Origin of the sequence: Marinobacter sp. UBA2498 (genome assembly GCF_002341575.1) — a bacterium.
GTDB classification, from domain to species: domain Bacteria; phylum Pseudomonadota; class Gammaproteobacteria; order Pseudomonadales; family Oleiphilaceae; genus Marinobacter; species Marinobacter manganoxydans.
In genome coordinates this window covers 829-13,401 of sequence record NZ_DDOI01000092.1, presented here as the reverse complement: position 1 = coordinate 13,401, position 12,573 = coordinate 829, and the positions used below count along the sequence as shown (strand labels likewise).

At 54.7% G+C, this 12,573-nt stretch carries 10 protein-coding genes; 1 reads left to right on the top strand and 9 read right to left on the bottom strand.

Features of this window, described 5'->3' with window-relative positions; translation table 11 throughout:
• The 8 genes from B2W52_RS12855 to B2W52_RS12820 form a co-directional block, all read right to left on the bottom strand.
• Nucleotides 1-3,256 (bottom strand): pilus assembly protein (locus B2W52_RS12855; protein WP_286803437.1); only part of this gene is annotated, 3,256 nt, incomplete at its 3' end.
• Nucleotides 3,257-3,320: 64 nt separating this feature from the next.
• Nucleotides 3,321-3,827, bottom strand: coding sequence for a pilus assembly PilX family protein (locus B2W52_RS12850; protein WP_273044319.1), 507 nt, complete (start codon nucleotides 3,825-3,827; stop codon nucleotides 3,321-3,323).
• Complete coding sequence (locus B2W52_RS12845; RefSeq protein ID WP_273070321.1) at nucleotides 3,824-4,960, bottom strand: PilW family protein; 1,137 nt, start codon at nucleotides 4,958-4,960, stop codon at nucleotides 3,824-3,826. The genes B2W52_RS12850 and B2W52_RS12845 overlap by 4 nt, the downstream gene beginning before the upstream one ends.
• Entirely contained in the window at nucleotides 4,960-5,448 is a 489-nt protein-coding gene (pilV, locus tag B2W52_RS12840; RefSeq protein ID WP_273044315.1) for a type IV pilus modification protein PilV, read from the bottom strand. Before pilV ends, B2W52_RS12845 begins: the two co-directional genes overlap by 1 nt.
• On the bottom strand, nucleotides 5,445-5,927 hold the full coding sequence (locus tag B2W52_RS12835; RefSeq protein ID WP_088559228.1) for a GspH/FimT family pseudopilin: 483 nt from the start codon (nucleotides 5,925-5,927) through the stop codon (nucleotides 5,445-5,447). Before B2W52_RS12835 ends, pilV begins: the two co-directional genes overlap by 4 nt.
• Before the next feature lie 116 nt (nucleotides 5,928-6,043).
• Complete coding sequence (locus tag B2W52_RS12830) at nucleotides 6,044-6,613, bottom strand: GspH/FimT family pseudopilin (protein ID WP_273044311.1); 570 nt, start codon at nucleotides 6,611-6,613, stop codon at nucleotides 6,044-6,046.
• 121 nt (nucleotides 6,614-6,734) lie between these two features.
• On the bottom strand, nucleotides 6,735-8,123 hold the full coding sequence (locus tag B2W52_RS12825; protein ID WP_286803432.1) for a sigma-54-dependent transcriptional regulator: 1,389 nt from the start codon (nucleotides 8,121-8,123) through the stop codon (nucleotides 6,735-6,737).
• Nucleotides 8,124-8,179: 56 nt separating this feature from the next.
• Complete coding sequence (locus B2W52_RS12820; protein ID WP_273070317.1) at nucleotides 8,180-9,835, bottom strand: sensor histidine kinase; 1,656 nt, start codon at nucleotides 9,833-9,835, stop codon at nucleotides 8,180-8,182.
• Between the two features lie 93 nt (nucleotides 9,836-9,928).
• On the opposite strand from B2W52_RS12820, the gene B2W52_RS12815 reads away from it, so the two are divergent.
• Nucleotides 9,929-11,599: an NAD+ synthase gene (locus tag B2W52_RS12815; protein ID WP_273070315.1), complete on the top strand. Its 1,671-nt coding sequence runs from the start codon at nucleotides 9,929-9,931 to the stop codon at nucleotides 11,597-11,599.
• A 60-nt stretch (nucleotides 11,600-11,659) separates the two neighbouring features.
• On the opposite strand, the gene B2W52_RS12810 is transcribed toward B2W52_RS12815, so the two are convergent.
• Nucleotides 11,660-12,493, bottom strand: coding sequence for an outer membrane protein assembly factor BamD (locus B2W52_RS12810; protein ID WP_008170703.1), 834 nt, complete (start codon nucleotides 12,491-12,493; stop codon nucleotides 11,660-11,662).
• Between the last annotated feature and the right edge of the window lie 80 nt (nucleotides 12,494-12,573).

Sequence of the window (12,573 nt, the reverse complement as noted above, 5' to 3'; positions counted from 1 at the left end):
TTCGATTCTCACCACCGTAACCATACTGTATGCCACTTGGTGCATAGCCACCGGTGATATCGCCGGAATTGAATATACCATCACTGTTGAGGTCGAAAACCGGGTCGTCAGACGGCTGTCCGCTCGTCAACTTGAGGTCCATTATGAAGCCCGTTCTACCGCTGGAGCAGGGGTCGTCATCAGGAACGACTGTAGTAAATCTCACGCGGTCTGGATTCACCCCGAACGGGAAGGTTGCTCTGCTAATAACCCGCTCTCCGGTCTGGGTGGATCCATAGATCAGGTCCAGATACCAGCCATTTTCAGAGGTAAGCTGGTTCTCGGAGGTTTCGCGCACAGTAAAGGTATTGGTGCCGACTCCGGACGCTTTAGTTACCGTCACAGTCTCTTGCGTTGTGATCGTCTGTTCCAGCAGGTCTGAACGGGTAAGATTGGTTTGCGAAAGGTCATCTTTGATGCTGTAAAGGCTTTGAACGTTGAAGTTACTTTCGTCGCCGTTTCTCAAGAAGCTTCCTGTTCCAAAAGCGAGTACCAGTTCGTCAGAATCGGTTGGGTTTAGGGCTACCCGCGGAGCAACTGTAATGGGTTGGGCTGTGCCGCCGTTGTCCTGGGCTGAGAATACCTTTTCGGTACTCCAGCTATTCGTGTTGGAGCTTGCTATCGCGAAACGCCACATATTGCCCTGGAGGTCGCCTGCATAAACATGGCGGGTGATGGCATCCCTTTCAGGAAAACTCGTAATGACAGGCGCTGCTAGCCCATTTGGAGCCGCGCTGCTACCAGCACCGGTTTCCAGTTCTTTGATCAACGAGCCATCGGCAAGATCAACAACGAAGAGGCTGGATTGGTTGTTGGCGCTGTTGTAGCCGTTACCGAAGATGGCGGCCCATGTGCCATCTGCTAATCGTGCGATTTGGGGGTCGGTTACTCCATAGCCAAGATCCGGATGTGTGAACTCCCAGAGTACGTCTGTCGCGGGTGAGAAAGAACCTGGGTCAGTTACGTCGAGCGCGAAAACAGTTTTACCGCCGAGGCCCATCGTACCGAGAAGAACAGTTCGCCACTCTGCGGACCCGTTTCCGTCCTTGTCAATGTACGCGTCTTGTACTCGGGGCGTACCGTCCATTAAATATTTATGCGAGTAATTTGGAAGCATTAACTCAGAAATGCGAGCGTGACTGTTCGTGCCCTGAGGTAGAAGCAGCTCTCCAGGTACATAACCGAAAAGCTCTGCACCAGTTTCACTGTTGAAAGCATGAAGAATGCCGTCATTCGCGGGCACATAGAGCGCATCGATTCGGTTTTGATAATCCGTCGTTGAACGAAAAGCTCCGTAGCTGCTTCCCTCAGTCGAAGGCAGTCTGCTAAATCCAAAATTGGATTTACCTACAAATTGGGGATTCGCATTGATAATGTCGCCGAGCAGGCGAGTTACGGAAGCACCGGATTGATCAATTGTTTCACGGGACCTGAATGAGCTGTCCGCGTTTGTGTCTCCATGTAGCCATGCCAAACGCTTATAACCAAGGTTGTCCACGGTTGATGCCAGTGTAGGATCGGCGTTCAATGCCTGTTGCTGATTTGTCGAGAGGTTCGAAAGGGAACTTGTGCTGCTGAATGCCAATTCGACGCCTGAGGTGCCATTGTGAGTAATCAGCGTTCGGTTTGCAGGTGTTGTATTAGCCAGTACTGTTTCCGCATTCCAGATCTCGGAACCTTGATCAAAGTTGAAGCCGGTCAACGTGCCCGACCAGTCTTCGCTCCTGAATCCCGCAAAGAAGCCCAACGATTCCGTTCTGAGGACAGCGGAGCTGACCGCAGCAGAGGAAGCGGAGGTTTGGGCGCGAGCAGTCAGATCACCCAGGAATTCCTGGATAGCCAAGGTAAAAGCCCCAGGATCCTGCGCGCTTGCGTAACCGCCCCTGCCGTTGATGGCAGCATGCAACAAGTCATCGATGTTTTCGGGGCTTCGATTATCATCTGGCTCTGGCCAAGTTATCTGATCTCCAGACGCAATCGCAGCGGTTGCATCTGCCTCAGAGATGTCGCCAACGACACCAAGGCCGATGGTAAACGTAACCATGTGTTGCCAGAATGCCGGATCGACAGTTCCTGTCGGGACTTTGTTCGCGAGGTCCGTTCGAAGGTCGTTTTTCCAGTACTCCATTGCCACATCGGCGAGTGTATTGGAATGGCTGTCTGCGAACGGCGAAACTGCCGTATAGGAGAAATCGTCGCCATCAGGGTCGGGGTTCGTATAAGAGGGGCCCGCAGTATTGTCGACGTTGCCAACGCTTGGACTACCACCGTTCCAGATACCATCTGTCATTAGAATGGAGAAACTCTGACGGCACTCTACCTGCGCAGTGGTGTCATTGGTGCCAGGCGTTGCGCCCCAGGGACCCTGGTTGTCGCTTCTGGAGTAATACTCACCAATATCCTTGAGGGCAGTTCTGAGTGGAGTTCCCCCGCTTACACTCTTGCCATGCAACCAGGTAAGAAACTGTTGTCTTCTTGCGCTTGTGTAGGGACGGACGCCACTGACGATAGTGTCAGTGTCGGCCACTCCATCAATGGTATTGTTGTTGACGTTGATGGCACCATAGCCGACCCGAATGTTTTCCGGCAGATTAAAAAAGGCCTCAGTTATCCCCGACTTTGCTGCCTTGTCCCTCGTGCTGTAGTAGGAAAACCAGTTGGCATAATTCTGCTTCACATCGGCTGTCGCGTTATTAAGCAGGACCGTGTTAAAACAGCTGTTGACCTTCGGGTTCGCTATGCACTGGGGCGACTGGATAAGATCCATATAGAAACCTTCTTCAATGGATCCAATCTGATCGAAACGAATGTACGTGCTTAGATTATCCGTCCCCGAGTTCGGGTCAAACCCATTTACCGGGGCGCTGGTATAAGAGGAGTTTGGATAGCGGCCGCTGCCATCAGGCTTATATGGGGGAAGATAGGTAACGTCCGGATCGTAATAAATTTTGTTGACATCGCTCGAATAATACCAGTTTTCGTTTGCGTCTCCCCCTAGATTGTCAGGCATGTAACGCCAGCCCATTGAGCCTGAGTCATCGAAGACAAACATCAGGTTGGGGTCAACGGACTCTTTCAAGAACAGCGGCACCGAAGCCAGGTTTACTTGGGCAAAAGCCGCTTGTGTTGTTGCAAGCGAGAAAAGTAGGCTTGCCGCAAACGTTGATAGCCTGGATAGGTGGATATTTTTCTTGAGTATTCTCGTTTTCTGTTTCATGGCTTAATCTCCAGTTGGAGCAAACGGCAACGATTCGGCTGCGATGTGTGCATGGCGCTCATGATTACTCCGGGGGTAAGAGCACGGTTGACTGTACGACGCTAATAGCGTTCGGGCTGCCGCCCTGGCCGCGAGAGGTTACCTCGAAGCGCTCAAAACAGGGTTGTCCTGGCTCGATTGGACATACATCGGCTAAGCGCGCTTGATGATAAGCAGGTTGAGCGCTGACACCGGCGCCAGCATTCCCGGTTCCAGCAGCCGCAGGGTTATTGCCATCCCAATTCCAGGGCGTGGTCAGCCTGTTGGTTGCGAATGCTGTTTGGCGGCTGGCGAGGCTGCCTATCAGGTCTGCTTCTCCCTGGCGAAGCCCAGCTTCAGAGGCCTGGAAGGACATAGCTCCGTCGTGTGCATTGCTGGCCATCCGCTCCTGCATGATGGAACCCTGCATGCCGCCAACCGCGAGAAGAGAGATAAGCAGAAGCATGAACAGAGCCACTACCAGGGTTGCCCCCCTCTGCGTTGCAGAAAAAGGCGCCGAGTTAATGACTGGTGTGTTTGCACGCTTGATCATTCCATCCGCCCTCTCAATGATGTTGTAGTTACGGAGACGATGCGGACACGGCTGTCTCCGTTATTCGCCTGGCTCACCTCGCTGCCCAGCATGTCGAAACTGCGACCGTTTGGCTGGTCAAGCACATCGTCCTGGCTCCGAGTCAGAACCGAAAAGCGTACACTTGCGACCTCCTCCCAGTCAGTTACCTCGTCAGCGGGAACATAGTCGTCGGCAGCATTGCTTCCGCCAGTATCAACTCCATAAAGAATCTGGAGCGTTTCGACACCGGAGACAAGCTCCTGAGGCGCCTGCAGCGGCGTCATTAGACGTCTGAACAGGGCCGGTTCGCCATTGGTGCCTTGACCAATGTAATAGGCCATCGAGGTGAATTCATAGACTTTGGTTTGTGGCTCATAGGCGAGATTGAAATTGTTGCCATTATTTCCCGGGCTGACATTGCCTCCTGCCATTGTGATTGCGCTAGAATTGGCATTATTGCTCTTTTGGAACAGTTCGCCCTCTGAGCAATCTCCCAAAGTTGCAAGAACAATTCGATTAACTGGAACACCAGAATTGTCGGTCAGGTTGATACTGTTTCCATTCTGGGGATTGCCGGCATCCACCGGCACGCTCAGCGGTGTAAGGCCATTCACGATAATGACATCGGAATTGGTGACGACAGATCCGGCAAGCGATGCCGGCAGGGAGGTGCCCGCTGTGCCAGAAGCCCAGTTCCCTGCGGTCGGCGTTGCCAGGGCCCCCGCCAGAGTGACGCTGTCTCCGGGGCCCGTCCCTGTATAATCCCATCCCTGAACGGGTTGGCTCAGAGGGACAACCAGCCCGCCATTCAGGCGATTGTCAACAACCTGATCCAGGGGCAGCCCCATTTCGGCCAGGCAGCCAAAACTGCCCGCAGATCGCAGATCCGGGGATAAGACCGCCGACACAAAGCGTGTGCTTTCCTGGGCGTGCGCAAGCCCCTGGGTCTGACGATAGGTGTCATTGCCGCTGAGGTAAATTTGCGTGACACCCAGGGTAATAATGAGACCAAGAGCCAGCGAAATGATTAGCTCGACCAGTGACAGGCCGGACTGTGGGGCTAGCGGGGCAGGCCTTGGTAACCGGGCGTAAGATTTCGACTTGTGTATCATCAAATCTGTGTCCTCACTACAACAGGGTTCATAGCGGCATCATCCTGATCCCAGTCGATGGTCACCGTCACGGTATCGCCGTTTACTGCAACCGTTCTCTCGGCTGCCGGTAGTAAACAGGCAAGGTTGTTTTCCCATGCTGCGATGTCATTGGCGCTGACTGAGGCATTTCCGGGAACGAACGACGTATCGCATGCGCCATTGTTTGCCCCTTGCGCATCGCCTTGTGCGAGCGCGTAAGCCCCAGGGTTGTCGGAGTTTGCGCGGATCCTGTCGAGAAGATCCTCAGCCAACAAAACCGCCTGACTGCGATTCTGGGATTGGGTGTTCATTTGTAGCGATATGATTTGGGTTGATGCTATCCCCAGGATCCCGATGCCGAGCACCAACACCGCCACCATTATTTCGATAAGGCCAACGCCCGACTGTTTGTTAACCGGAAAAGCAAAAGATCGTGCTCCGGGTTTCCGTGTTAGAGAATGTTTCATGGGCATGCTCCGCCATCAATCTCGGTTCTGCCTACCGGGCTGATACGGATAGTCCGGAAGGTATTGGCGCCCGAGGCACACCCGTTGGGCGCAATGGTGAAGGACTGCGCAGTCTGCGGGATCAGGAATCCCCTTCGATCAAAAACCAGATCGCCGGCGGTCTCCGTGAATGTCAGGCTCTGAGGGGCTTCGAATGCCCTTATCTGATCATTGGCGCAGTCGCCAGTTGCGTCGCCAGTATGGACGCACCAGCCCCCGCCCAGACCTCCATCGGTACTCAGCGTGACAGCCGTGCCGCGTTTGATGGCTTCGGTTCTCGCTAGTTTGATCGATGACACCAACAGGTTGGTGCCCGATACCAGTCTGTTTCCTTCGATCGCCCGATTAAAGCCAGGGACCGCAACTGCAGCCACAATCGCGAGGAGAACGACGGTAATCATCAACTCTATAAGAGTGAAACCCGAGGTTTTTTTTATCATATCCAATCCTGTTCTTGGCTATCGTCCTATTGAAACAGAGTGTTTTTCACTCTGCATCGTTTCGGCGACGAATGGCAGGATTAAGGGGGCGAGCGGTTCATGCCTGATTTTATGCGTCAACCGGGGCACTTGATTATGGTTCCCCAGGGGAGTGTTATCTTGCCGTCGCGGTTCTTGTCTCTCAGTGATCTCAGGCGACCACCTATATTGATGGCCATATAAGTCATTTCGAATTCGGCTGTATTCAAGCGTGAGCATGCGACGAGGCTTCCCATCGTGCCGTGGCTCATGCCGTCCGATGAAAACTGGAAGTAACCTCTCCCCGCTGTCCTTGAAAAGAGATGGGAGCCGGTTTTAGTGAGTTCAAGGACTTTGTGAACCTTGTTCGAATCCGGACGTTTGTCGTTGTTCATGTCCGGGAAGACTGAGACAGGTTGGTTCCAGTCGTCAACGCACTGCAGTTGCGCAGAGAGTGGGCAGACTGTGGTGAGGGTTCCCTGATGAACGGCAAAGCTGCGAGCGGTTGCGAACAGTCTATGTGTGCCATTAACCAGATCATTATGACGACTGGCGGAAACAACGCCGCTCCACGAAATGCTGGCCACGCTTGCCGTGATGGCAATCAGTGCCACAGTGACAACTGCTTCAACCAGGGTGAAGCCTTGCTTTTTTAGCGAGGAATCCATTGTTACATCCTTGTAGGTAGATCAAGTAATTAACCTATCACGTCCTGTGATGAGGCATTGAATTATTATATGTCTGAATGCGACCTATAGTTGAAAAAAAGACAACCATCTGTGGAGATAGCTATTCCATACCTAGCTTCTTTAATCGATATCGCAGTGCCCGAAAACTGATTCCCAGTCTTTTTGCAGCTGCAGTTTTGTTCCACCGGGTCGCTTCGAGCGCCTTCTCAATGGCCTGTCGTTCAATCTTCTCCAGATACCCTTCCAGATCGATTTCCCCATCGGGCACGGCGATTCCTTCTCCCTCGCCAACCTGGCCCTCGGCAATGATCTGCGAGGCCGAAGCTGCATGCTGAACACCATTCCCCAGATGCAGATCATCAGCATCAATCTGGTCAGCGTCGCACAGGGTAAAAGCCCGCTCCAAGACGTTTTCCAGTTCCCGGACATTGCCCGGAAAGTCATAGCCTCGCAGTCTGTCCACGGCCGCTGGCGTTAACGAGGCAGGGTCACACTCATACTCTTTCGCAATCCGTTCAAGAATGTGATTCGAAAGCAGAGAAATATCATCCGGCCGCTCTCTCAGGGGTGGTACTGCGAGTTCGATCACGTTAATCCGGTAGAAAAGATCCTGACGAAAGCTGCCTTCCTGGACCAGCTCCGGCAGATTCTTGTGGGTGGCGCTCAGTACCCGAATGTCGACGGGCACTTCCTTGGTGTCCCCGACGGGCCGAACGGCTTTTTCCTGTATGGCGCGGAGCAGTTTCACCTGCATGGCCAGGGGCAGGTCTGCCACTTCATCAAGGAATAGGGTACCTCCGTTGGCAGAGCGGAACAGGCCGTCTTTGTTCTCCACGGCCCCGGTAAAGCTGCCTTTCTTGTGGCCGAAGAATTCGCTTTCCATCAGTTCCGAGGGAATCGCACCGCAGTTAACCGCGATGAACGGTCCTTCGCGGCGGGGCCCCTGGAGGTGGATCATTCTGGCTACCAATTCCTTGCCGCTGCCAGACTCGCCACTGATAAAGACCGGTGCCTGACTTCTGGCCAGTTTTCGGGTCTGGTTTCGGAGTTTTCGAATCTCTGGTGATTTGCCGAGTAGCAGGCCTGGCTCGTCGGCTGTATCTTCCGCGTCTGCCTTGGGCTCAGCGAGTTTGAGGGCGCTATTGACCAGTTCCCTTAGTCGGGGCAGCTCCACCGGTTTGGACACGAAATCAAAAGCCCCGGCTTTGAGCGATTCAATCGCGGTGTCCATGTTGCCGTACGCTGTGATCACGGCAACAGGCGTGGCCGGAGAGTGTTTCTGAATCCACTGGACCAGTTCAATGCCATTACCGTCTGGCAGATTCATGTCGGTCAGGCAGAGGTGGGTGGCGTTCTGTTCCAGCAATTTCCGGGCGCTGGTGAGGTCGGGTGCCGTGAGGGTTGTTATGCCCATCCGGGTGAGGGTGATCTCAAGTAACTCCCGGATGTCCGGTTCATCATCAACGATCAGCGCTGTGTATGTGGTCATCTTGTGTCGTCGGTTCCATGTCGTTGTTCAAGCGCCCGATATCCACCGGCGCCGGTTCAGATCATTCGCCCCGGATGAGCAAATGTAATGCGAAAACAGCAGCCGGGTTTGTTATCCTCTACCAGCGAAAGATGGGCCTGATTAGCCTCGCACAGTTCCCGGGCCAGATAAAGCCCGAGCCCGGTTCCGGTCTTGTCTGTGGTGAAAAAGGGTTCGAACACAGAATTTCTGTGCTCGGGTGCAATGCCAGGGCCCTGGTCGCGGACATCAATATAGGTTCGCTCTCCGTCCTCAGTTGCCCCCGCATGGATGCCGATTCTTCGCTGCCCCGAGTGCTGTTCACTGTAGCGTAGCCCGTTGTCGCAAAGATTCACCATGACCTGTTCAATCTGGCTCTTGTCGAATCTCGCAGATGGCAGTTGGGGATCGATTTTAAGAATAATTTCGGCCTCAGCGCGGCCTTCATTCTGCGTTTGCAGAAAGTCTTCTTTGAATTCCTGTAGCCATGGAGCAACTTCGATCAGATCTGTGTTGGCAGCTCGACGCCTTGAAAGATCAAGCACGTTCTCGATGATGCCATTCACCCGCCGCGAATGGCGCCGGATGATCCCGAGCATCTGATGATCACCTGGGTCGAGGTTAGGGGATTCCTCCATGAGCTGGGCCGCGTGGCTGATCGCCCCCAGCGGATTGCGAATTTCATGGGCAATGCCGGCCGTGAGTCTGCCCAGCGATGCCAGCTTCATTTGCTGGGCCTGTTGGGTGACTTTGCTCATATCTTCGATGAATACAAGGATCTGGTCGCCTCGCTCCTGGTCCAGCTGAGTAAAGTTGGCCTGCAATAGCGGCGAGGTGGGTGAGGGTTGAAAGGGTTCGATGCGCTGTGTCGGGTCCTTCAGCCATGCGTCCAGGCCCTGTTTGAGTGGCTTTGGCAAAACGGTCGCTCGCTCGTGAATCGGTGCCGAGACTTTTGGGGCGCCGTATAAAAGCTCTTCGGCGGCGGCGTTGGCAAGGCGGATCTGGCCGAAACGGTCGAGCACCAGAATACCGGTGCGCATGCGTTGAATGATCTGTTGGTTGATCTTCTCAAGTTCAGCGATGCTCCGGGCGCGGCTGCTGGCAAGAGCCTCGCTGCGCATCATTCGGCGGGAGATGCTCTGCAGGACGAAAGCTGCTGCGAAATAAAGGATGCCCAGTGAGCCGGCCCGGACGATATCGTCGGCGGACTCACCCAGCGCCAGCACGGCCCATCCGGATATGCCAAGGGAACATATCGCAGCCAGAGCCGCGTAGAAGGTCCCCATGCGACTCGGGGTCAGAATGTTGCCCGCCGCAACAGACACAATCACCAGGTTGGCCAGGCCGTTGGTAATGCCTGTACTGGCAAGCAGCAGGCCATGCATGATGAGAATATCCAGCAGGATCGAAAGCGTTATATGGCGCTGGCTGGGGTGAAAGCCGGCCACAAGGAGCAGGGCAATGAAGGCATTCAGCCCCAGGTAAGCGGAGACGCCTGCCTGGTAGTAATCCAACAGCCGGAACCGCATGTCAAAGTTGACGGGATCCACGAATAGCAGTGCCACCAGCATCAGACTCACGACTAGTCGGTAGTGGTTGTAGATCCTGAACAGCTTGGCCTGTTGGATTCCGGACGGTGTCGAAGGGGCCGGGCCGAGCGCTTCGGCCGATCGTACTGGTGTATCTGCTGCCATGATTTACAGGAATCCGCTGTTGGTCGGAAGAAATCCACGCCTATGCGGGGTTATAATAGCCTTTTCATGGCAATGAGTTACAGGAGCCGATTTATGTCCGTGTCCGGAAACCAGGCAGCGTCCGGGGTGTCTGCGAGAAAACTGCGGGTGGTGATGGCCCAGCTGGATTTTCTGGTGGGAGACATACCCGGCAATACCGAGCTCGTCCTGGAGGCTACCCGCCGGGCATCGTCGGAGCACCAGGCAGACATCGTGGTTTTTCCGGAGCTTTGCCTGACCGGCTATCCGCCGGAGGATCTGCTGTTGCGCCCGAGCCTGGAAGTGCGGGTCAACGAAGCGCTGGAAAGGTTGCAGGCGGAACGGCTGGACCCGGTGATCGTTATCGGTGCTCCTCTTCGCCATGGCGCGCTGCTGTACAACGCGGCGGTGGTCATTGATGGAGGCGAAATCACAGGTCGGTACTTCAAGCGTTTCCCACCCAACTATCAGGTGTTCGACGAGAAGCGTTACTTCACCGAGGGCCGGGATGTCCTGACTCTGGATATCCGGGGCGTTCCGGTGGGAATTACTGTGTGTGAGGATCTCTGGAAGGAGGGGCCGGTGGAGGACTGCGCCGCTGCAGGTGCCCGTCTTATTCTGAACCTCAATGCCTCGCCCTACGATATCGATAAACAGGCACGCAGGAAGGCGTTGCTTGAGCGGAAGTCCCGGGAGAATCTGGTCAGTATCGTTTATGTGAATCTGGTGGGCGGTCAGGACGAGCTGGTTTTTGACGGTGGCTCCATGGTGTTTGACCATTCCGGTGTGCTGACTGCGGAGGCCCCTCAGTTTGGTGAAGGATTGTATCCGGTCGACTTTCTGTGCGAGCACCACTGTCAGCCGGTATCCCAGGCGTTGCCGGAAGAGCCGACGCTGGAGGCCAATGTCTACAGCGCCCTGGTGACCGGTGTACGGGATTACGTCAATAAGAACGGATTCCAATCGGTGGTTCTGGGGCTTTCAGGCGGTATCGATTCGGCAGTGACTCTGGCGGTTGCCGTCGATGCACTGGGCAAGGATCGGGTACGCGCGGTGATGATGCCGTTTCGTTACACCTCCAGCATGAGCCTTGAGGATGCCGAGGCCGAGGCCGTTGCCCTGGGCGTGCAGTATGATGTGTTTTCCATTGAGCCCATGTACGACGCCTTCATGGAAACCCTTGCAGCGCCTTTCGAGGGCACCAAGCCGGACACAACCGAGGAAAACCTGCAGGCGCGTCTCCGTGGTGTTTTGCTGATGTCGCTTTCCAACAAGTTCGGTTCCCTGGTGCTGACCACTGGTAACAAGAGCGAAATGGCGGTGGGCTATTCAACGCTTTATGGCGATATGGCTGGCGGCTTTGATGTGCTCAAGGATGTGCCCAAAACCCTGGTATTCCGCCTGGCCAAATACCGCAACACGCTTTCGGAGGGAGAAGTGATCCCCGAGCGTGTGATCACCCGGCCGCCATCGGCAGAACTGGCGCCGGACCAGAAAGATGAAGACAGCCTGCCCGGTTACGATGTACTGGATCAGATTTTGAATCTGTATGTAGAGCGGGATTTCAGTGCCGATGCGATCGTTGCGGAAGGTTTCGAGCGAGTCGACGTTGAGCGGGTTATTCGTCTTGTAGATATCAACGAATACAAACGTCGGCAGGCGCCGATTGGTGTTCGAATTACCGAGCGAGGATTTGGCAAGGACCGGCGTTATCCGATCACCAACGGCTGGAAGAGTGGCAAATAGTTGAAGTATTCGGGGTCAGATGAACTTTTCATCTGGCCCCAAATTCAGCTGTTTGAGCCCTTACTCGTCGCCCATCAAACCGAAGGTAACAACGTTCGTCAGTGAACGGTTTTCACCCTCCAGCAGATCCACCTCAAAATCGCCGTCGGCATTGAATGCCTCACTTTCCGGGAAATTGGTACGGAGCATGGCGATTGCGTCCTGTGAACCTTTTTTCAGATCCAGGAAGCGAAAGGTTTCTGCCAGGATAATCAGAGCCTCTTCAGTAACCGTTGCGGTCGGATAATTCTCGATGATGTACCGCGCCCGGTTGTTGGCCGCCACATAGGCCTGGCGTTTGACGTAATAGCGGGCAGCGTAAAGTTCCAGCTCAGCCATGCGATTGCGCACTGCGATCATTCGCTGTCGGGCATCTGCGACGTACTGGCTTTCCGGGTAGCGGCTCAGCAGTTCCGAAAAATCCCGGAAAGACTGCAGCTGCTCGCCTGGATCCCGGGCCGCAACGTCGATCGGAAAGTAACGGGCAGCAAGGCCGATATCCAGGTTGTAGGAGGCGAGGCCACGCATATAGAGCGCATAATCCCCGTGGTCACTTTGCGGGTTCAGACGCAAAAAACGGTCGGCAGCTGCGCGGGAACCTTCCAGGTCCAGGTTCTGGTAGCGGGCATAAATCAGATCAAGCTGGGCCTGTTCGGCGTAGCGACCGAAGGGATAGTAGGTTTCCAGGGCATCCAGGTTCTCCTCTGCCTCGTTGAAATTCCCGGAGGTCATGGCCTGGCGTGCATTCTCATAGTAGGTCTTCTCCGGAAGTACTTCCTCCTGCTTGTTGGAGGCGCAGGCACTGACCAGAACAACCAGTGTGGAAAGTAACAGCAAACGAAGACCTGATCTCATTCCGGAATCCCGTATAATGTCGATTAATTCAAGGGCAGTCATTGTAGCGGGGAAGTGGCTCCATGTGCAGAGCAATGCCT

Excerpts from the sequence above, each read along its gene's own strand:
- pilV (WP_273044315.1), bottom strand. The coding sequence starts at position 5,448 with ATGAAACATTCTCTAACACGGAAACCCGGAGCACGATCTTTTGCTTTT.
- B2W52_RS12820 (WP_273070317.1), bottom strand. The coding sequence starts at position 9,835 with ATGGCAGCAGATACACCAGTACGATCGGCCGAAGCGCTCGGCCCGGCC.
- B2W52_RS12830 (WP_273044311.1), bottom strand. The coding sequence starts at position 6,613 with ATGGATTCCTCGCTAAAAAAGCAAGGCTTCACCCTGGTTGAAGCAGTT.
- B2W52_RS12810 (WP_008170703.1), bottom strand. The coding sequence starts at position 12,493 with ATGAGATCAGGTCTTCGTTTGCTGTTACTTTCCACACTGGTTGTTCTG.
- B2W52_RS12845 (WP_273070321.1), bottom strand. The coding sequence starts at position 4,960 with ATGATACACAAGTCGAAATCTTACGCCCGGTTACCAAGGCCTGCCCCG.
- B2W52_RS12850 (WP_273044319.1), bottom strand. The coding sequence starts at position 3,827 with ATGATCAAGCGTGCAAACACACCAGTCATTAACTCGGCGCCTTTTTCT.
- B2W52_RS12835 (WP_088559228.1), bottom strand. The coding sequence starts at position 5,927 with ATGATAAAAAAAACCTCGGGTTTCACTCTTATAGAGTTGATGATTACC.
- B2W52_RS12825 (WP_286803432.1), bottom strand. The coding sequence starts at position 8,123 with ATGACCACATACACAGCGCTGATCGTTGATGATGAACCGGACATCCGG.
- B2W52_RS12815 (WP_273070315.1), top strand. The coding sequence starts at position 9,929 with ATGTCCGTGTCCGGAAACCAGGCAGCGTCCGGGGTGTCTGCGAGAAAA.